This is a genomic window from Candidatus Peribacteraceae bacterium (genome assembly GCA_041661065.1).
In the GTDB taxonomy this organism is placed as follows: Bacteria; Patescibacteriota; Gracilibacteria; order Peribacterales; family Peribacteraceae; genus CAIKAD01.
In genome coordinates, this window is record JBAZVD010000001.1 from 1,032,459 (window position 1) to 1,052,791 (window position 20,333).

The window sequence follows — 20,333 nt, forward strand, 5'->3', positions numbered from 1 at the left end:
GTGGCACAACCGCCTCCGATCTTCACGCCGATTCTTCATGCCACATGCTGTTCCGATTCCCCCTGCGGTTGCTTCGTATCCTTGTTCTGCTCCTCCGCCAGGAGTGCGGACATTTTCTGCATGAGTTCATTGCGGTCGGCGAAATCAATTTCCCTTTCATCCGCATAACTCGTGAGGATGTGTTCCATACGGGTGATGTTTGCAGGGTCACCGCTCTTCACCGCACTCTCGACGTCCAGAACCAACTCTTCCGCGAAGGGTGTCAGCACATGCTCTGCCTCATGTTCAGGAGAAGACATGTTGCCGCTACGGTACACACGCCGCTGCACGGGACAAGCACAAAGAGTTGTTCTCCATCAACAATGGCTGGACAAAGCCAAAAATTGATGATGCCTCCGCTCTTCAACCCGCCCGCTATACTCCCACCGATGGATCATCCCTCCCTCCCCCGCCCCCGGACGCTGTTCCTCGTTTCGGTTCTCACGGTTACCCTCGTCTTCCTGGCATACGGCAGGTCGCTCTTCCAGGGGTTTGCGCCGGCGGACGATTCCTTCCTCATCGTGCACAACCTCGCCGCGCACGGCGTGAACGCGGAGAGCCTGCGGCTGGCCTTTACCACGTACGACCCCGAGCTCTATATCCCGCTCACCCTCGTAAGCTTCCAGGTGGACTACATGGCGGCGGGGCTGCAGCCGTGGATGTACCACCTGACGAATATTCTCCTCCACGCGGGCAACGCGCTGCTCGTGATGTGGCTCCTGTTCCTCATGACTGGGAAGAAGCTCCCCGCCCTCCTCGCGGGACTCCTCTTCGCCGTGCACCCGCTCCACACCGAAGCCGTGGCGTGGATCGCGGGTCGCAAGGATCTGCTCTCCACCTTCTTCGCGCTCCTCTCCTTCATCGCGTACGTGAAGTATCGCGGAGGATCGAGGCGCGGCTACGCCTGGAGCATCGTAACGCTCCTCCTCTCGCTCCTCGCCAAGCTGATGGCGGTCACGCTCCCCGTGCTCTTCCTCCTCTACGACCTCCTGTGGGAGCGCAGGAAATGGACGCCCCGGATGGTCGTGGAGAAACTTCCCCACTTCTTCCTCTCCATTGTCTTCGGCCTGGTGGCCATGGGCGGAAAGGAGAGGATCCTCGCCATGCTCTCCCCCGTGGAGACGCTGCTCGTGGCGGCCAAGAGCACAGCCTTCTACCTGCAGAAGCTCCTCCTGCCCTTCAACCTGGGCGTGCTCTACCCGTACCAAGGGAAGGTGAGCGTGACGGAGCCGGCGTTCTTCCTCCCGCTCCTCGCGCTGCTCATGCTCACCGTAGGAGTGATCTTCCTGTGGCGTCGCGATCCTGAGCGGAGCCGGCCCCTCGCCTTCGGGTTCCTCTTCTACCTCGTCGCCCTCTCCCCCACCCTCCTCCACGGCCGCAAGGGCGCAAGCGTCCTCTTCGCCGTGGACCGCTACGCGTACCTCCCCTCGGTGGGCATCGCTTTGCTCCTGGCACTGCTCCTCAGCCTGCTCCTGGAACGGTACCGTCCTTCCGGCGAAACACTTTGGGTGCCGGTGACCGTCGTCCTCACGGTTGCACTCGGCCTCTCCGTGCACCAGACCTTCACCTGGGATTCTGCGGAAACCATCTATGGCAACGTGCTCAAAACCTATCCCGAGTCTGTGGACGCGCGCGCGTCGCTCGCCAGCATCCGTCGCAAGCGGGGGCAGATCAAGGAAGCGTTCGATATCCTCAAGGAAGGATTGCAGTATGGGGATGACCCACGTCTGCGCCTGCACGCGGGCTTCGTGTACGCGGCGAACGGCGACGTGCCCTCCGCGCGAGAACAGTTTGAGCGGGTGATGGAGGCGGACCCCCTGAACCCCGAACCCGTGTTCTCCATCGGCTCGCTCCTGGAGCAGACGGGGGATCCGGCGGGCGCCATGGAACGGTACCGCACGGCGGTGCTCTTGGACCCCTCCTACGTTGCGGCCCGCGTTTCCCTCGCGCGGCTCCTCCTGCAGGGAGGGAACACGGACGACGCGGAGGCGGAGTTGCGCGCGGCGCTCGAGTGGAACCCCAGCTCCGCCGAGGCGCACGTGGGGATGGCGAAGCTCTTGCTCAAAAAAGGAGAGAAGGACGAAGCGGAAGCCCACCTCCGTACGGCGCTCCGCATTGACGGAGGGAACGGTGAGGCGAGGGAGTTGATGGGAAAGTGAGGAGAATGCATCAGACCTGCGCGAACAGGACATGGAAGGCGCGGCCAGCCGTTGCCTCTTGGCTATGGCCGGCCGTTCGCAGATGCAAGGAACTTCCGGGAGTTGTTGTGAGTTATTACTCTGGCAGGCGCGGCAGGGATCGAACCTGCGACCCCAGGTTTTGGAGACCTGTGCTCTACCAACTGAGCTACGCGCCTACATGAGGGAAAGAACAATCGTCATCTGTACTTATCATAGTATGTCGTGCTGCAGCCATAGGCGACCCAGGTTTTGTCCCCACTCCGCTCACTCCGTTCGCTCCGGGGGATCGCATGCTCTCGGCTTCGCGCTGCTCCCGCCGCGCGGGATTGCGCTCAGCTCGAGATCATCCGAGAGACCTGTGCTCTACCAACTGAGCTACGCGCCTACGGGAGAAAAGAAAAAGAGCAACCGGAGGAAACCAGTACTATTCTACAGGATTATCGTCACCATTTCGATATGCAAGTACTTCCCTCGAACCCGGGCTACCCCCTGCGCCGCCATCCGGCTTCGTCCGTCCGCCTCGGCGGACGGGACTACGCCGAGATGCCGTGGCGTGGTTCGAGCATAGTGAGAACGAACCCGGTCTACCCCCTCCTCCGCCATTTGCTGGGGCCGCGGAGGCGCTTCTTGCGGAGCAAATCAATGGCCTGTTCCAGAGTAAGGGTCTCCGGTGAGAGCTTCTTGCCCAGGGAAGCGTTGGTCTTGCCGTCCGTCACGTAGGGGCCGAAGCGGCCGTCCTTGAGGAGGATGGTGCCGCCCGTGTCGGGATCCTTGCCGAAGTTCCGCAGGGGCTCCGCCGCCTTGCGCTTCTGCTCCTTGGATTCCTTCATGATCTCTTCGGCGTCCTTGAGGGTGATGGCCATGATGTCGCGGTCCTTCACGCTCACCGTCGCCTCCCCGCACTTGAGGTACGGGCCGAAGCGCCCGATGGCCAGCGTGACGGGTTCGCCGTTGATCAAGCCGAGTTCCTTGGGGAAGGAGAGGAGGGAGAGCGCCTGCTCCAGCGTGACCTCCTCGGAGGGGAGGTGCTTGGGAACCGATGCGCTCTTGAGCTTGGGCTTCTTCGTCTTCTTGCCTTTCTCCTGCGGCGCATCCTCCAGGCGGCCGAGCTGCACGTACGGCCCGAACCTGCCGATGCGCACCACCACCGGGAGCCCCGTCTGCGGATCCTTGCCCAGCTCCCGCTCCGGCAGCACGTCCTTCTTCTGGATCTCCTGCGTCTTCTCCTTTACGAGTTTTGTGAAGGGTCCGTAGAAGTCGCCCAGGAAATCGGCGCTGGAAACCCCTCCCTCCGCGATGTCATCCAGTGACTGCTCCATCTTCGCCGTGAACTGCGTGTCCACGATGTCCGTAAAGTGCTCGGCCAGGAGGTCGATGACGGTGAAGGCGATGAGCTCCGGCGCGAGCTGCTTTCCTTCTTTCTTGATGTACCCGCGCTGCTGGATGGTGCTGATGGTGGGGGCGTACGTGCTGGGGCGGCCGATCCCCTCCTCCTCGAGTTTTTTGACGAGGCTCGCCTCGGTGTAGCGCGGGGGCGGCTTGGTGAAGTGCTGCTCCGGCTTGAGCTCCTGCACGTTGAGGGGATCCCCCTGCGCGAGCGGCGGCAGAAGGGCTCCGCCCTCTTCCACGTCCTCATCCTGCTTGGCGTCCCCCTCGTCCTTCCCTTCCATGTAGAGGCGGAGGAAGCCGTCGAAGAGGATGGTCTGGCCGGTGGCGCGGAACGTGTAGCGCCCGGCGGCGATGTCCGCACCCACGCGCTTGAGTTCCGCGGCGGCCATCTGCGTGGCCACGGTGCGGTTCCAGATGAGCGTGTAGAGCTTGAGCTGCTGGTGGTCGAGGACGCCGGCGAGGGATTCCGGCGTGCGGGAAATTTCGGCGGGGCGTATGGCTTCGTGCGCCTCCTGCGCGCCCTTGGACTTGGTCTTGTACTTGCGCGGTTCGCTGAGGACGTACTCGCGGCCGTAGTGCTTCTCCACCGTTTGGGCGGCGTCCTGGAGCGCCTTGTCGCTGAGGTGCACGGAGTCCGTGCGCATGTACGTGATGAGCCCCATCATGCCCTCGCCCTTGCCCAGGTTGATGCCCTCGTACAGCTGCTGCGCGATCATCATGGTCTGCTTGACGGAGTACCCCAGCTTGCGCGCGGCTTCCTGCTGGAGCGTGGAGGTGGTGAACGGCGGCGCAGGGTACTTCTTGAGTTCCTTCTCATCGGTGGAGGCAACGGCGAAGGGGGCCCCCTTCAACTCATCGAGTACTTGGTCGGTTTCCTCCTGGGACCCCGGCACGAACTTCTTGCCGTCGCGCTTGCTGAGCCCCGCCTTGAACGCTTCCTTCTTCCCCGTTTCCAGCAGGGCATCCAGCGTCCAGTACTCCTCCGCGTTGAACGCCCGGATCTCCCGCTCGCGGTCCACGATCATGCGCACGGCCACGGACTGCACGCGCCCGGCGGAGAGGCCGCGGTACACCTTCTTCCAGAGGAACGGGGAGAGCGTGTAACCGACGAGACGGTCCAGCACGCGGCGCGCCTGCTGCGCCTCCACCAGCTTCATGTCCAGGGTGCGGGGAGATTCCACGGCCGCCTTGATGGCGGTCTCGGTGATCTCGTGGAAGACAATGCGCTTTACGGTCTCGGGATCCTCCTTCAATACCTGCGTCAGGTGCCAGCCGATGGCCTCCCCCTCCCGGTCCTCATCAGTGGCGATCCACAGCTCGTCGGATTCCTTGAGCGCATCCTTGAGCTTCTTCACCACATTCTTCTTCTCCGCCGGCACCTCGTACTCCGGCTCAAAGCCGTTCTCCGTATCCACGGCGAGCGTGCTGGAAGGGAGGTCGCGGATGTGCCCCATGCTCGCTTCCACGGTGAAGTCCTTCCCCAGGAAACGCTTGATGGTCTTGGCTTTGGCGGGGCTTTCGACGATGACGAGATGGTGGGGCATGAGTGATGAGGATGCCGAAGAGTCCGAGGATACCGAGGATACGGCGCTCGAAGGGGGAGACTAGAGAAGGGGAAGGAGTGATGTCAAATGACAAGGCGCCGTTCCCCGAGCCGCGGGATGCGCTACGGACAGCCTCGGAAGCGGACCTTCGAGCACCCCAAGCCACATGGCGTTTTGGGCTCAATACTGCTATAATAGCCGGATCCATGGAGATCCACCCTTCCCCTCCTCCGGACGCGCCTGCGTTCTCCATTCGGGCGCTCGTCCTCGCGGCGGTCTTCTTCCTGTTCATGGCCATCCTGTGGCTGCTGCCGCACGTGCGCGCCACGCCCCCTCCGTTCCTCGTGGACCTGTGGCAGTACGGAACGGTGCCCACATTGCTCGCGGCGCTCCTCCTCACGCACCGGTACATGGTGCGACCCACCCTCCCGCGCTTCGTCCTTGCGATGGGGACATGGATCTCCATCGCCGCCATCGCGCCGCTCCTCCTCTTCGCCCACCAATCCGCCTCCATCCCCTGGCTGCATCCGCAGACGACCGTTCCCGCCATGCGCGCATGGCTCCCGTTCTTCGCGCACCTCTTCGCGAGCGCCACGCTCCTGGGGTACGCCCTCTCCTTCCACCGGCGTTGGAACGGCTGCACATTCCGCAAGCGGCCCATTCCCATGGCGCTCGCGCTCCTGTTGCCGCCGTTCCTCATCCTCTGCCTCTGGCTGGCCGTCCCCTTCCCGCCGCAGCTCCCTTCCCTGGGCATACTGGGAAGCGGGCCGGAGCTCCTCCCCTTCCTCCTCAACCTTGCGGCATTCGCCTTCCTTCTCTGGCGGGGGACATGGCTGCACGATTCCTTTGAGAACAGCGTCCTGTGGCTCGCGCTCCTCCAGCAGGCTGCCATCACCTACCTGCTCTTCTCCTTCGGCGCGGACACGAACGCCGCCGCGCTCAGCTCGGAGCTGTGGATGCTGGGGTCGCTCATCCTGCCGATCACCGCGGAGCTGGAGATGCTCACCCTGGAGCGCGCCGCGGAACAATACCGTGCGCACCAGCGGCTTTCGGCCGCCCACGGTTCCCCCTTCTCGCACATCGTCCCGCCCCCCGAGGCGTTCTCCTTCGCCAGCCAGCAGACGGAGGAGGCGCTGTACATCCTCAACGAGAACGGGAGGATCGCCTTCGCCAACGACGCGTTCCTCCGCCTCATGAATGACACCCCCTCGGGGCTGCTGGACCACGGCCCCGACGAATGGCTGGAGCCTCCGCGGAACGGGAAGACCTTCCAACAGCAGCTCGCCTACGTACGCAACAGCAAGAAGCCGCTCAGCTGCGCCATGGTCCAGAAGCGCAGGGACGGTTCGCGCTTCAGCGCGGCGCTCTCCCTGGCCCCTGTGCCGGGGGAGTTCGGCGAACCGCAGTGGTTCGTGGTGCGGACGTCCGACATCGGACAGGTGGATGAGCAGGTCCTCGTCCTGCGGCAGATATTGGACAACATGCCGCTCGGCATCTGCCTCGTGGAGGCGGAATCCCTGCGCCTCCTGCAGAGCAACAGTTTCGCCGAGACCCTCTTCTCGCGCCTCCAGATCCCCGCCCCCGCCACCCTGCACGACATCCACCGCCTCTTCCGCACCGCGGAGGGCACCCCGTATCCCGAAGGGGACATCCCCGCCCTCACGACCAAGCGGACGAATGAGGAATGTATGAAGGACGGCATCGTCGTCACGTCCGGGGTGGGGACGCCCATGACGTGGAGGGTCCATTCCATCCCCCTGTTCGACGCGGCAGGCGTGCTGCACACCATCCTCGTTTCGATGGATGACGTCACGGGACGGCATGTCGCCGAGCACGACATGACGGACTACGTTTCCATCGTGGCGCACCAGCTCCGCACGCCGCTCACGGCCATGAAGTGGTCCCTCCTGCAGCTGCGGAAGTATAAGGAGATGCCGCCTGCGGACGTGGACTTGCTGGTACAGACATCCGCGGAAGCGTCCGACGCCATGTTCCGCGTGGTGCAGAACATCCTGGAGCTCGTGAAGATCGAGAGCAAGCAGCTCCGGCCGACAATAGACCCGACGGATCTGGCGGCCATCATCAAGCAAACGGTGCAGGAACTCACCCCGCAGATCACCGCCAAGAAGATCACGGTGAACCAGTCCGCGATCGGTTCCGTACCGTCCGTCCCCTCCGATACCCTGCTCCTCAAGCAAGCGCTGGTGAACCTGCTGGAGAATGCGGTGAAGTACACGCCCGCCGGCGGTGTGATCCAGAGCATCCTGAGCGTGGAGAAAGGCATGGTCCATTGGATCCTGCACGACAGCGGCATCGGTGTGCCGCGCGAGGCGCTCCCCCACCTCTTCACCAAGTTCTGGCGCGCCGAGAACGCGCAGAAGACGGATGCGTACGGCCTGGGGTTGGGCCTCTTCACCGTACGCCTGATCCTCACCATCCTCGGCGGCAAGGTGGAGTGCGAATCGGAGCTGGGCAAGGGGACGGCGTTCCACGTCTACCTTCCTTTGACCGCGCCGAAAGCGTCGTACTGAAAGGAAGGGGCGGGAGAGAGAGTCAGAGCTGCGTCGGCGGGACGGTGGAGGCCGGGGATTCCGGGGGGAAGAGTTCCCTGATCCTGGCGACGATCTTATCCAGGTCGGAGGCGCCCTTCACGATGAAATCCGTCACACCCAGTTCCTTCGCTTTGCGGATGTCGGCGGGCTGGTCGAGGTTGCTGAGGACAATGATGGGGACGGCGGGCAACCCCTCCTTGCGGTAGGCGGTGAGGAACGCATAGCCGTCCATGCCCGGCATCACCAGGTCGAGGAGGATGAGTTGCGACGGGTTCTTGCGGACGCTCTCCAGCGCCTGCGCGCCGTCCGTCGCTATTTCCGACTCGAAGCCTTCCTCGCGGAAGCGCACGGAGTAGATGCGGACGAGGAGCGGGTCATCTTCTACGATCAGGATACGTCTCATGGGGAAGAGGGGGAACGGATCCATCGTACCATACCCCCGGGCGGGAAGCCCGCCTTCCGCGTTGGCCGCTTTCCCGGCACACTGCTATGCTCACGCAGACCGCCATGAACCACCCCATCGTCCACTTCGACATTCCGGCCAAGAATATAAAGCGCGCGCAGAAATTCTACGAGGCGCTCTTCGGGTGGCATTTCCACAAAATGGCTTTCGGCGTCGATTACTGGAGCATCAACGTCCTGCCCGAAAGCAAGAAGCAGACGAACGCGGGCATCAGCGTGCAGGGCGGCATGACACCGCGGTTCGAGGAGAGCCAGCGCATGGTGGTATACGTGCTGGTGGAATCCGTGGATGAGTACATCGTGAAAACCGTGAAGCTGGGGGGGAAGGTGCTCGTCCCCAGGACGAAGGTTCCCCACAAGGGATTCTTCTCCTATTGCGAAGACACCGAAGGCAACATGTTCGCCCTGTGGGAAGAGGCGGCGTAGGGCGCTATTCGTACCGCAGCGCTTCCACGGGTTCCATGTGCGCCGCACGGACCGAAGGGAAGATCCCCGCGAGCAACCCGATGGCCACCGAGACGCCGAAGGCGCTGAGGACCGAGGAGAGCGGGATGATCAGTTCCCATTCGGGGAGAAACCACCGCGCAACCAGCGCCGCCAGGAAGGAGGAACCGACCCCCAGCAGGATGCCGATGCCACCGCTCACGCCGGTGAGCAGGATTGTTTCGAAGAGGAACTGCAACAGCACATCACCGTCCTTCGCCCCCAGCGCCTTGCGCAGGCCGATTTCCCGGGTGCGGCGCTTCACCGCCGCGAACATCACGTTCATGATGCCGATGCCTCCCACCACCAGGGAGATGGACGCAACGAGCGACAGCAGGATGGAGAGCGCGTCCGTGATGGGGCCCACGATGTTCGAGGCTTCGGTGGGGGTTTGGATGAAGAAGTCGTCCTTCTCCGGGTCGTCGTCCGGGTTCTCGATGGCGTGGCGGCGGCGCAGGAGCGACTTGATGGAGGCGACGGCCGCTTCCGTCTGCCCCTGCGCCTTGAGCGCGACCATGCTGCAGGACGAACTGTTCGTGAGGATCTTGGCGGCGGGCAGGGGGATGTACACGCGCGCATCGGGGTTCTGGAAGAACTGCGTGCCCTTGGAGGCGAGGACGCCGACCACCGTGAAACTCATGTCCCGGATCTTCACTTTCTGCCCGATGGGGTCCTCCCGCCCGAAGAGCTTGTCCGCCACGTCCCACCCCAGGAGCGCCACCCGCCTGCTCCTGCGGACGTCTTCCCCGGAGAGGAGCCTGCCGAGCGCGGGCGTGCCGCTGCTGTTCTCGGGGATGTAATGCTCGTTCGTGCCCACCACGAGCGGGTCGTAGTTTTCCCTCCCCCGGCTCACCGTCTGCGGGAAGTAGATGACGGGGGCGAGCGCGGCGACCTGCGGCAAGCGCCCGATGCTCTCCACGTCCTCGAAGGTGAGGGCGTCGCCGTACTTGTCCGGGACGAGCGCGGCGTTATCCCCCGTGCCGGGGAAGATGACGATGGTCCCCACGCCGAGGCTGTTGAGCTGCGAGAGGATCACGCGCTGCGCGCTGCGGCCGATGGAGGCGAGCAGGATGATGAAGAGGACGCCCGTCACGATCCCGAACGCCGCGAGCACCGCCCTCTTCCCCTGGAGGCTGAGGGAACGCAAGCCGGTGAGCGTGGTGTCCGAGAAGTGCATGGTTCAGCGAAGGGCGTCGGAAGGTTCCAGCTGCGCCGCGGAGCGGGCGGGCAAGTAGCCGAAGAAGACGCCGCTGCCCATGGCCACGAGCAGCGCGAAGAGGAGCGGCATCCAGGAGAACGCGAAAGCCCATCCGTCCAGATAGAGCCCTATGAAGAAGGAGGAGCCGGCGGCAAGGCCGACGCCGAGCACCACGCCCATGGCGCCGCCGAAGAGGCAGAGCAGGACCGATTCCCCCAAAATTTGCCGGAGAATATCCCCCTGCTTCGCCCCCAGCGCCTGGCGCAGCCCGATCTCGAACGTCCGTTCCTCCACGGAGAGATAGACGATGTTCATCACCCCGATGCCGCCGATGAAGAGGGAGAGCGCGGCGAGCGCGATGAGGAACATCGTGAGGGTGCGGCTCACGTTGGCGACGATCTGCTGCACCTCTTCACCGGTGGCAACGAAAAAATCGTCCTTCTCGATGTCCCCCTCGGGGTTCTTGATGCCGTGTTGCCTGCGGAGGATCTGTTCCGTCTCGCGCTTGACTGCGGCGGCATCCCCGCTGACCGTGAGGAAGATGGCATCGAAGTACTGCTTCTCCCCCCGCAGGGCTTGCGCCGAGGAGAGGGGGACGTACACGCGCTTGTCCGCGTTGAGGATCACGACCATGGCTTCCGTGCCTTTGGCTTCGGCGATCCCCACCACGGTGAACGCCTGCCCTTCGATCTTCACCTTCTTCCCCAGCGGATCCTCCGTGTGGAACAGCTGGCGCGCCGTTTCGGGGCCCAGCACCGCCACGGACCTGCGGCGCTCCACGTCTTCCTGGGTGATGCCCCTGCCCCGCCGGATTTGCACGTCGTTCTCCGGAAGGTAGACGCCGTTCACCCCGCGCACCTCATGATGGACGCTGCGCCCGCGGTACAGCACCTCGTTGCGCAGGAGGACGAACGGGTAGACGGCTTCCACGGCGGGGAGTTTCGCCAGCGCCGCCTCATCGCCGTACTTGAGGCTGTCCGTGTACTTGCGCGGCCCCAGTTCCAATTTCCCGCGCCCCGGGAAAATGGCCATCTGGTCGGCGCGGATATTCCCCATGATGTCCAAGATCATCCCCTGCGCGCTGCGGCCGAGGGACGTGAGAAGAATGACCGCGGAGATGCCGACGGCGATGCCGAGGGAGGAGAAGAAGCTGCGCTGACGGTTGGTCCGGAGCGCCTGCCAGCACGTGCCGGAGAAATCGGAGAGGCGCATGGTCACTTGAGGAAGAGTTCGCTCCCGCTCAGACGATGTTCCACCGGCCGATCGGACGTCACGGTGCCGTCCCGCACTTCAATGACCCTCTGCGCATGCTGCGCGGTGTAGGTCTCGTGCGTGATGAGGACGATGGTGCGCCCCGCGTTATGGAGCTCATGGAAGAGGGCGAGCACCTGCCTCCCGGCCACGCTGTCGAGGTTGCCCGTGGGTTCGTCGGCGAAGATGATGTCCGGGTTGTTGATGATGGACCGCGCGATCGCGGCGCGCTGCTTCTCCCCGCCCGAGAGCAGCATGGCGGGATGGTCCGCGCGGTGGCGCAACCCCACCACTTCCGTGCAGCGCAACGCGCGCGACCGGCGCTCCCGCATGGGCAGCGCATCGTTGTAGATCATCGGCAGCGCCACGTTCTCCAGCACCGTGAGGTGGGGGAGCAGGTTGAAGGATTGGAAGACGAAGCCGATCTTCATGGCGCGCAATAGGGCCATCTGATCCTTGGAGAACCGCGTGACGTCATGCCCGCCGAAACGGTACGTGCCGCTGCTGGCGTGGTCGAGGAAGCCGAGGATGTTGAGCAGCGTCGATTTCCCCGATCCCGAGGGACCCATGATGGACACGAATTCGCGCGGATAGATGTTGAAGCTTACGTCCCTCAGGACGCCGGTCGTCCCGCCGCCGCCGACGTACGTTTTGGAAATGCGGTCGAGCGCGATGAGGGGAATCGCATCCGGGGGCATCAGAACGCGGGGGAGAGGACGATCTCCTCCCCTTCTTGCAGGCCGCTGATGATTTCCACCGTGTCCTGTTCGCCCGTGATTCCGGTCGTCACCTCCCGGGGCTCCGCGTTCCACTTGCTGATCGCCACTTGCACGTACGTATGCCCCTCGCGCTCCATCAGTGCGCTCTGGGGGATGTAGATCGCCTGTTCGCGCCGCTGCGTTTCAATCGTCACGTCGCCCGTCTGCCCGTTGCGGATGGTGTCTTCCAGCGTGACGAACATGAGCGTCACCTTGTACTTCGGCACCCCATCCACCACGATGGCGCTGGGTTCGATATGGGTGACACGCAGCGGGAAGGGGGTATCGGGGAACGCGTCGAGGACGAGTGCAGCCGAGTTCCCCAGCTGCACGAGGGGAATATCCACATCCGGAACCATGGACTCCACGCGGGAAGGCGCGCTCCCGGAGATGCTGATGGCGAGGACCTGCTCGGAAGCGAACTCCCCTTCTTCCACGGGAAGGTCGGTGACGGTGCCGTCCATGGGAGCATGCAACACCGTATCGTTCCACTGGCTCTGCGCGATGGTGAGCGCGGCACGGGCAGAATCCAGCCGGGCAGAGAGCGCTTGCAGCGCCCCTTCCGCCTGTTCCACCTTCGCTTCCGCCTCATGCACGGACGTGACGAGGGGAGGGGCTTTAGCCAGCGCGAGCTCCGCCTTGCGCATCTCCACGAGCCGCTCCGCCTCCTCCACGCTGCGCATGGCGGAGCGTTCCTTCTCCAGGGCGTCGCGGACGGCGTTCATGGCCTCCGTGAGTGACTCTTGCTGCCGCGCAATCTGCACGGCGTACGCTTCCTCGGTATCGCGGAGGAGGGCGATGGCTCCCACGAGCGCATTGCGGGCGGCCACCACGGCTTGCCGCTGCTCGCTCATCGAAGCCCGGAAGGCATCCAACGCGGACTGGGAGAGGGTGCTGCTGACAATGGTGTTCTGGAAGACGGCGAACGCGAGATCGGCGTACACGGAGACGGCGTCACTCGCATCAAGGGCGTCTTTCATTTCTGCGGCGGCCTGCGCGGGCGTGGTGAAATTCGGCCGGCTGGGGACGGCTCCCGCCAGCGCTTCCACGGCTGACAGGCGGCTCTGTTCCGCCTCGGCGAGGAGGGACTGCTTCTGGAAGGCAAGCGTATCCGCGGCGCCGTTGTCCTGTAGCGCGCTCTCAATGACGGACAGCGCATGGTCGAGGACGGCGTACTGGCTTGCCGTCGTCTCGTACGCGGATGCGGCCTTGCCACTGAGGTCGGTCTCCTGCTGGCGCCGGATGCCTGCCAGCGTCTCCTCCGATTTCTGCCGCGCGATATTCCCGTTGGCTTGCTGCGTCCGCGCGGCGATGAGGCTCTGACGGGCCGCTTCCAGAGTGGCTTCCGCATGGCTGACCCCCGCGACGGCAACGTCCACTTCCTCGGTGCGGGTGCCGTCCCGGACTTTCTGGAGGCTGGCTTTCGCGTCCTTCACCGCAGCTTCCCCTTTGCTCACTTCCCCCTCCGCGGTCCGTATGTCCGCTTCGGCCGCGCGCAACCGCGCCGTGAATTCCTCCGCATCGAGTTCCAGGAGCAAGTCTCCCTTCCACACCTTATCCCCCACACCCACATGGATCTTTCGGATGGTGCCGCGCGCCTTGAAACGGAGCGATGTTTCCACTTCCGCCTTCACCGTGCCCACAACATCCACCGATTGCACCACCGTTCCCCGCTGGACCGGCGCCAACACCAGGACGGCGTTTTCCGACGGAAGAAGCAGGATTGTCGCCCCGGCGCCCGCGGCAATGAGCATCAGGAACCCGATGAGCCACAAGCGCCAAGGCCGGGAGCGTGCCATCTCCAACGGCAGCATCGGCAAGGGTGCCGGCAGCGGCGAAGGGGGGGCAGGGATGAGTGCCTGCGACCCTGTTTCCACGGGAGGGGATGTGGGTGTCTCCATGGGAGTGTGTATTACTATTATTATACTATATTTTTACATGTTTAGATAGTGTTGATTTACGCTAAAGAATGAGCAGAACAGCCTATTGGACATCATTAATAAATATCGTTTTTTTGCAGTTCATTCGACGGAGAAGAGCACGGCTCCATGACGGTGATGGTGGCGAACTTGCCGGTACGGGGATCGGGGAGAAGATGCGGCACTCGCTCCACGGAAACGGTGACCGTATCCTGCATGTCCTTCTCCCGCAGGAGCTGGCGCAGTTTCTCTTCCGCGATCCGGTAGATCTCCTGCTGCCCCTCCCCGAATACCGCGCGGTACACGAGCTTGTCGCGGTAACTCGCGAACTGGAATTTCCGCACGTTGGGAACGTAGAACTCCACGAGCGTACTGGGATGGATGTAATCCATCGTGCCGTCGGACGTGCGGAACCACACAAGGTCCACGTCGCGTCCGCCGACCCCCTGCACGAGGAGGCGCTTACCGTCCTGTTGCGGACTGAGGCGAAGACGGTCCTTCATTTCGTACCGGATGAGAGGCTGGATGCGGTTGTAGAGGTTGGTGAAGGTGACGCTCCCTTCCTCCCCGGGAGCCGCAGCCGTGCCGTCGCCCTTGAGGATTTCGAACACGTGCGCCTCGTCGAACATGCGGAACCCGCGCCCGTCATGGTCAACGCCGAGGGCGAGTGATTCGCCGCAGGCGTAGAAATTGACCGGCTCCACGCCGAAGGCGCGCCGGATGAGTGCCCGCTTCTCCGCGCTCAGGGGTTCGCCGGAACAGATGACGCTGGTCGGCTGCACGTGCAAGCGCCCCGCGGCTTGCGCTTCCGCAAGCACGGCGATGCTGAGGGCGTAGCCGCTCAACTGCTGCGGCCGAAACGCTTCGAGGGCCGGCACGAGCCGGCTCAGGGGCTCGTCCACCGCGCAGTAGAGAGGGTTATAGAGGAGGGAAGGGACGTGACGGAGGAGAGTGATGCCGGGAAAATGCCCTTGGGTCGCGCCGAAGAAAGCGATGCGCAGCCGGTTTCCCGGCAAAAAGGGCGGACGGGAGACGTGCCGGATGATGAGGCTGCGTACGTAGGACCAGGCGGGCATGTCGCACAGGAACATGCCGAAGTCCCCGCTCGTCCCGGACGTGTGGACCGCGCAGTACTTGTTTTCGAACAGCGCGGAGAAGTTGTCCTTCCTCCCCAAAAAATCCTGCAGCGAGGATTTGGGCAGCGCGGGCAGCGTGAACACCTCATCCAAATGCTCCATGAGCATGCGCTTGGACACGGGAGGGATCTCGCACAGAGGGACGGTTTCCAAGTGCCTGCGGCTGATGCCGCTCCCTCCCCAGTGGCGTGCATAGAAGGGGGAACGGTCGAACGCATGGAAGAGGAGCCCGCGCAATTTGCGTTCCTGCAGTCGCCCGAGCGCGGGTCCCGAGAGTCGCTCCTCGGCAATGACGCGCAGGAGGGCGGGCGGAAGGGACACTGCCTCGCGGAGGCGCGCGCCAAAATTCACGCCGTCATCCTAGACGCGGTGTGGAGGAAACGCTACCGTTCCCCCCACATATGTCTGCGGAATCCGTACCGCTGAGGATCGGCTTGGCGTTGGGCTCCGGAGGTGCGCGCGGGTATGCGCAATGCGGCGTTATGAAAGTGCTCCAACGGGAAGGCATCGTCGCCCAAGCGGTGGCGGGGAATTCCATCGGCACCATCATGGGTGTGGGATATGCGATGAGTAACGGCAATGCCTTGGAACTCGAACATATCATCCTCGAACACTTTCAGCGCCTCAACTTCCGACGCTGCCTCCGCTTTACCGGTCAAGGCCTCCACATCGACACCGACGCATTGGAGCGCTTTTTTACCGCGAACATCCCGCCGAAACGGCTGGAAGATTTTCCCATTCCCATTCGTGTGGTGGCCACGGATCTCCGGTCGGGAAAGCCCGTCTCGCTGGATCGCGGCCCCGTGGGGAGATTGCTCGTTGCCTCCATTCTGTTGCCATACATCAGCCCCCCCATGCCCTTCGGTGATTACCTCCTCACCGACGGCGGGCTGCTGACGAACGTCCCGTTCCTGGAAGTGGAACAGATGAACGTCGACCTCATCATCGGGGTCAATAACAGGCACCGCGCGCACGCGGTACCGCCGCTCTTCCCGCTCTCCTCCCTCCTCCTCCCCCCCATCGTCCTGGGGAAGAGCCACCCCTTCCGCCGCACTTTTGACTCCATCCACGCGATCAACATGCGCCAGATCGAGAGGCTGCAACTCTCCATGCTGCGGACGCCGTACTTCCTCATTGAGCCGAGCTTGGACGATGTGAAGGGGAGTGATTATCCTCGTGCCGCCGAAATCATCCGGCGCGGGGAGGAGGCCGCGGAACACGCCTTGCCACTCCTGCGGCATTACATGGAAGAAGTGCAGCGTTGGAAGGAAAAAGTTCACCGCTATCACCTCTCGATGCCCGGCCGTATCGCCGTCCATGCTTCATCATCCTTATCGTTCTCAACAATTGCACAATGAACTACTTTTTGTAACCTTCACAAGACAAAATCCATCCACCGTAACCGTGGAAGTTTAGAATAGCGCCGTCCTTTCTCCCCCATTTGTTATGGCTACGTCTCCCTCTCATCCGCAGCCGCCTCCACCGCCGCCTCCGCCTCCGCCGCCGCCTCCACCGCCCCCTCCCCCCCCGCCTCCTCCTCCGCCTCCTCCTCCGCCTCCTCCTCCGCCACCACCTCCCCCGTACTTCGCCCCACCCCCTCCTCCTTCCGTGCACGGCGGGAAGAAAAAGTAGTGGGAGTCTCGACGCCCGTCGCCTCTCCACGTTTTCCCGCCTCCGTATACTTTTCCGCCTTTTCCATGACTTCCTCCTCTCATTCCAAGAAAGGCCACACGCCTCCGCCTCCACCACCTCCCCCTGAGGTGTGGAACCGGTGGAAGGACATGAACCGGCATGCGCAGGACAGGGTGTCGTCACTCACGAAGGAGTTGTTCGAAGACGCACAGGCTTTCGCGCGGGAATTCGGAAAGGAATTCCCCCTCCCCCTGCACCAGTACTCCGCCGTCGTCGCCTGGCAGCCCGTCACGCTCGCCCGCGACCTCCCCTGCCACTATTCCCGCAAGGTGATGAAGAAGGGGACGCAGGCAATGCTCGGCCTCTTCGAGCTCCTTCCGCCGGTCTTCGTGTCGTTCGATTCCTGGAAGAAGATCACCACGGAAAAGAAGGGCGGCGGGAAAAAGAAAAAGGAGTGAAGCTCCCTGGCCTGATCCGACTCCGCCAAGGCTTCACCGGACAAACGGCCGGGGTCTCCTGGTGCGTGGGTGACCTCCTCCGGGCTCACTTGCCCGCAGCCACCTGTTGCTCCTCTTTGCGCAAGCCGGGAGGGTTCTGCATGGATTGCAGGAAAATCTCCCGGGAATCCGTCATGGCCTGGAGGGATTGGTCCATCTCGAAGAGAAATTTGTTCCGGCGCATCTTGTGCTTCAGGTGGTACTGGTACACGGTCTGGAAGAGCGTATCCACGTGCTCGGCCCACACCCATTCCGGATCCAGCTTCTGCACGATGCCGTCCATGGCCAAGGAGGCCCGCCCCACCAGAATGAGCGGCTGCGGCACGTCGAGCCCCGCCAGGGCGGAGGAGCGAATGATGCGCAGGATGAGTTCCCCATGGGAGAAATCCTTGGTGGATTTCCCGCTGGATTCGTCGATGATCTTGCTGATTTCCCTCCGGTACCGGTGCCGGTCGTACCACGATTTGGTATGCCCGTGGGCGCAGCACTTGCTCATGAATTCCGTGCAGCCTTCCGGGTCCCCGTGCGCGAGGGCGAGGAGAAAGTAGAAATAGTTGTAGCGCAGGTAGTCATCCATGTAGCCGCAGATGCCGAAATCGATCCACTGGATTTCCCCCTTGTCCGTCACGAGGATGTTGGAGGGGTGCAGGTCGCCGTGGAAGAAGCCGCTCAGGAGCGGCTGCTGCAAGCCCGTATTCATGAGGGACGTGACGATGTCCCGCACGCGGAGCTTGCGTTCCTTCAGCCACTTCTCCAGCTTCCCCTGCCGCTTCATGTCGATGAGCTTGGAAACGGACGTGCCGTCCATCCACTGGAGAGTGAGGACGCGGCGGGTGGTATAGGCATCGAACACCTTGGGACACTGCACATCCACCGCCTCATGCTCGGCGATGAGCTGCGTGTACTTCGCTTCTTTCCGGAAATCCATCTCTTCCTTCGTGAACCGCTCGTACTCCTGCACGATGGCGCGCACATTCACGTTGGGCATGAGGCGCAGGCGATGGACGATCTTGCTGGCCAGCTTCAGGACGCGCAAGTCCGTCTTCATGAGCCGCTCCACGTTCGGCTTCATGATCTTCACCGCCACCTTCTCCCCCGAGCGCAGCACGGCCTTGTGCACCTGCGCAATGGACGCGCTGGCGACCGGCTCCTTGGCAATGGATTTGAAGATGGATTGGGGGGAACGGTGGAATTCCTGCTCGATGACCCCCGCCGCTTCCTTCCAGGTCATGCGGGGCATGTCGTGGAGGCATTTCTCCAGCTCCACGCAGAGGGAAATGGGGAGGAAATCCGGACGCATGCTGAGCGTCTGACCCAACTTGATGAAACTGGCGCCCAACTGTTCCAAATGCGTCCGCAGGAGAACGGGGAATTCAGGGTGGTTCCTGTTCCAGTACAACGTCATGGCCGAGCGTAACGTGGACGTGACGCGCTGCGTAAAGAGAAGCATACGGACAAACGGGACGGCCCTCATTATTCCTTATTCCCTCCCCATGTCCAACTGGAACGTCCCTTTGTGTTGCGGAAAAATAATCTGTGCTACGCTCGCGTCCTCCCCCCTCATCCGCCCTGTCCGCGTTTCCCTCTCCGCCCGCCGCACCCGCCGCTTCTCCCCGTACGGAGGAAGGGAACGGTTCCTCGCGCAACGGATCGCCTCTCGCCGAAGCGCTTGACAGGTGGGCGCGTCTATTGGGCAGAGAGTACGTGAAAGACGATGCGCCGACGCTCCAACGTTTCGCGCGCTCGTCCACGCCACGGGGCACGCGTCCGCAAGCCGTCATCCTTCCCGGCTCCACCGCGGACGTGCAGGAGTGTGTGCGCATCGCCGCCGCGTGCGGGGTGCCCCTCTACCCCATCAGCCACGGCAAGAACTGGGGATACGGCGACGCCTGCGCCGTCACCGATGGGCAGGTGATCCTGGACCTCTCCCGCATGAACCGCATCGTGGAAGTCCACCCCCAACTGGGATACGCGGTGTTGGAACCCGGCGTCACCCAGGGGCAGTTGCATGCCTATTTGCTGGAGCACGATTCCCCCTTCCGCATGGACATGACGGGGGCGGGGCCGGACGCAAGCATCATCGGCAATTTGCTGGAGCGGGGATTCGGCCACACTCCGTACGGCGACCATTTTCGGCACGCATGCGGCATGGAGGTGGTGCTCGCGGACGGCCGCGTGCTGGAGACGGGTTTCGGCGCGTTCGCCGGCGCACAAGCGACCCGCGTGTTCCCCTACGGCATCGGCCCCTGGCTGGACGGGCTCTTCACCCAGTCGAACTTGGGCATCGTGACGCGCTTGGGGGTATGGCTGTTCCCTCTGCCGCCCGTGTGCCAGGGTTTCGCCTTCAAAGTGAAGCGGGATGAGGACCTGGAGGCGGCGGTGGAGGCGCTGCGCGAACTTCGCCTCCATAATGTGATACGGAGCACCATCCACATCGCCAACGACCTCCGCGTCGTCTCCGCGCAGCGCGGTTACCCGTGGGAGCTTACGGGAGGCGCCACTCCCCTGCCGGACACCGTGCGGTCCGCCTTACAGGCGGAGGGAGGAGTGGGGGCGTGGAACGCGATGGGCGGGTTGTACGGGACGCGGCGGAGCGTTGCGGCGGCGCGCCACGCCGTGCGCAAGCAACTGCGCCACGTGGCCCATGTCCATTTCTTCGGGGATCGGGAGATCCGCTGGGGCAAGCGCCTGGTGCGGCTCCTCCGCTGGATCCCGCCCGTCGCGCAGCTGGGGAAGGCGGTGGAGAGCGCAGAATCCGTGTACCGGCTCCTGAAAGGGGAACCTTCCCTCGACCCGCTCCGCGGCGTCTTCTGGCGCATGCGCACGCCTCCCGACATGACCAAGCCCGACCCGGCGGAAGCGGGGTTCTTCTGGATCTCCCCCGTGCTGCCGATGACGGGGACCGCCTGCCGGGAAGTGTTGGACATCGCGGGGCCCATCTACCGCCGCTTCCAGTTCGAGCCGCTCGTGACCATGACCTCCATCACGGACCGCGCGCTGGTCTCCGTGATGAGCATCTGTTACGACAAGGAAAATCCGGAGGAGGCGGTGCGCGCCGAAGCCTGTTACGACGCGCTCTTCGTCGCCCTCCGCGACCGCGGATACATCCCGTACCGCGTGGGCATCCACTCCATGCCCAAACTCTGGCCGGAGGGCGGGACGTACGGGGATGTCCTCAGCCGGATCAAACAAACGCTGGATGCGGGCAATATCCTTGCCCCCGGCCGGTACCAACCCACTCGCACCGGGAGAGTGCAGGACAAGACGGGACGTCAAAAGTGAAAGGAGTGTCA

General features: G+C 63.5%; 16 protein-coding genes and 1 tRNA gene. 6 read left to right on the forward strand and 11 right to left on the reverse strand.

Going from position 1 to position 20,333, the window contains the following annotated elements; all coding sequences use genetic code 11:
- Positions 1-35: 35 nt before the first annotated feature.
- Positions 36-299 carry a hypothetical protein gene (locus WC698_04725; protein MFA6039537.1) on the reverse strand — a complete coding sequence of 88 codons (264 nt, stop codon included), beginning with the start codon at positions 297-299 and terminating at the stop codon, positions 36-38.
- Between the two features lie 129 nt (positions 300-428).
- Here WC698_04725 and WC698_04730 point away from each other — a divergent pair, with 129 nt between their 5' ends.
- Complete coding sequence (locus WC698_04730; GenBank protein MFA6039538.1) at positions 429-2,198, forward strand: tetratricopeptide repeat protein; 1,770 nt, start codon at positions 429-431, stop codon at positions 2,196-2,198.
- Positions 2,199-2,319: 121 nt separating this feature from the next.
- On the opposite strand, the gene WC698_04735 is transcribed toward WC698_04730, so the two are convergent.
- Positions 2,320-2,395 (reverse strand) — tRNA-Trp (locus WC698_04735).
- A 408-nt stretch (positions 2,396-2,803) separates the two neighbouring features.
- Positions 2,804-5,152, reverse strand: coding sequence for a type I DNA topoisomerase (topA, locus tag WC698_04740; GenBank protein ID MFA6039539.1), 2,349 nt, complete (start codon positions 5,150-5,152; stop codon positions 2,804-2,806).
- Positions 5,153-5,358: 206 nt separating this feature from the next.
- Between topA and WC698_04745 the strand changes: the two genes are divergently transcribed.
- Positions 5,359-7,683, forward strand: a complete 2,325-nt coding sequence (locus WC698_04745) for a PAS domain-containing sensor histidine kinase (GenBank protein ID MFA6039540.1) — start codon at positions 5,359-5,361, stop codon at positions 7,681-7,683.
- 22 nt (positions 7,684-7,705) lie between these two features.
- On the opposite strand, the gene WC698_04750 is transcribed toward WC698_04745, so the two are convergent.
- Positions 7,706-8,107, reverse strand: a complete 402-nt coding sequence (locus tag WC698_04750; GenBank protein MFA6039541.1) for a response regulator — start codon at positions 8,105-8,107, stop codon at positions 7,706-7,708.
- A 104-nt stretch (positions 8,108-8,211) separates the two neighbouring features.
- Between WC698_04750 and WC698_04755 the strand changes: the two genes are divergently transcribed.
- Positions 8,212-8,592 carry a VOC family protein gene (locus tag WC698_04755; GenBank protein MFA6039542.1) on the forward strand — a complete coding sequence of 127 codons (381 nt, stop codon included), beginning with the start codon at positions 8,212-8,214 and terminating at the stop codon, positions 8,590-8,592.
- 4 nt (positions 8,593-8,596) lie between these two features.
- Here the strand turns inward: WC698_04755 and WC698_04760 are convergent, their stop codons facing one another.
- The 5 genes from WC698_04760 to WC698_04780 all read right to left on the reverse strand — a co-directional run bounded on the left by WC698_04760 (position 8,597) and on the right by WC698_04780 (position 15,262).
- Positions 8,597-9,826, reverse strand: coding sequence for an ABC transporter permease (locus WC698_04760; GenBank protein ID MFA6039543.1), 1,230 nt, complete (start codon positions 9,824-9,826; stop codon positions 8,597-8,599).
- 3 nt (positions 9,827-9,829) lie between these two features.
- Positions 9,830-11,059: an ABC transporter permease gene (locus WC698_04765; protein ID MFA6039544.1), complete on the reverse strand. Its 1,230-nt coding sequence runs from the start codon at positions 11,057-11,059 to the stop codon at positions 9,830-9,832.
- Positions 11,060-11,061: 2 nt separating this feature from the next.
- Positions 11,062-11,796 (reverse strand): ABC transporter ATP-binding protein, encoded by a 735-nt coding sequence (locus tag WC698_04770; protein MFA6039545.1) that lies wholly within the window; start codon positions 11,794-11,796, stop codon positions 11,062-11,064.
- Positions 11,796-13,757 (reverse strand): efflux RND transporter periplasmic adaptor subunit, encoded by a 1,962-nt coding sequence (locus WC698_04775; protein ID MFA6039546.1) that lies wholly within the window; start codon positions 13,755-13,757, stop codon positions 11,796-11,798. The genes WC698_04770 and WC698_04775 overlap by 1 nt, the downstream gene beginning before the upstream one ends.
- A 95-nt stretch (positions 13,758-13,852) precedes the next feature.
- Positions 13,853-15,262 (reverse strand): hypothetical protein, encoded by a 1,410-nt coding sequence (locus tag WC698_04780; GenBank protein MFA6039547.1) that lies wholly within the window; start codon positions 15,260-15,262, stop codon positions 13,853-13,855.
- A 50-nt stretch (positions 15,263-15,312) separates the two neighbouring features.
- On the opposite strand from WC698_04780, the gene WC698_04785 reads away from it, so the two are divergent.
- On the forward strand, positions 15,313-16,269 hold the full coding sequence (locus WC698_04785; protein ID MFA6039548.1) for a patatin-like phospholipase family protein: 957 nt from the start codon (positions 15,313-15,315) through the stop codon (positions 16,267-16,269).
- 92 nt (positions 16,270-16,361) lie between these two features.
- Here the strand turns inward: WC698_04785 and WC698_04790 are convergent, their stop codons facing one another.
- Positions 16,362-16,610 (reverse strand): hypothetical protein, encoded by a 249-nt coding sequence (locus WC698_04790; GenBank protein MFA6039549.1) that lies wholly within the window; start codon positions 16,608-16,610, stop codon positions 16,362-16,364.
- Here WC698_04790 and WC698_04795 point away from each other — a divergent pair.
- The gene (locus WC698_04795; protein ID MFA6039550.1) at positions 16,609-17,001 is read left to right on the forward strand and encodes a hypothetical protein; all 393 of its coding nucleotides are present in this window, start codon (positions 16,609-16,611) and stop codon (positions 16,999-17,001) included. The two genes, WC698_04790 and WC698_04795, sit on opposite strands and share 2 nt — an antisense overlap.
- Positions 17,002-17,086: 85 nt before the next feature.
- On the opposite strand, the gene WC698_04800 is transcribed toward WC698_04795, so the two are convergent.
- Positions 17,087-18,490 (reverse strand): AarF/UbiB family protein, encoded by a 1,404-nt coding sequence (locus WC698_04800; protein MFA6039551.1) that lies wholly within the window; start codon positions 18,488-18,490, stop codon positions 17,087-17,089.
- Positions 18,491-18,744: 254 nt separating this feature from the next.
- Between WC698_04800 and WC698_04805 the strand changes: the two genes are divergently transcribed.
- Positions 18,745-20,322 carry an FAD-binding oxidoreductase gene (locus WC698_04805; protein ID MFA6039552.1) on the forward strand — a complete coding sequence of 526 codons (1,578 nt, stop codon included), beginning with the start codon at positions 18,745-18,747 and terminating at the stop codon, positions 20,320-20,322.
- The last annotated feature ends 11 nt before the right edge of the window (positions 20,323-20,333 follow it).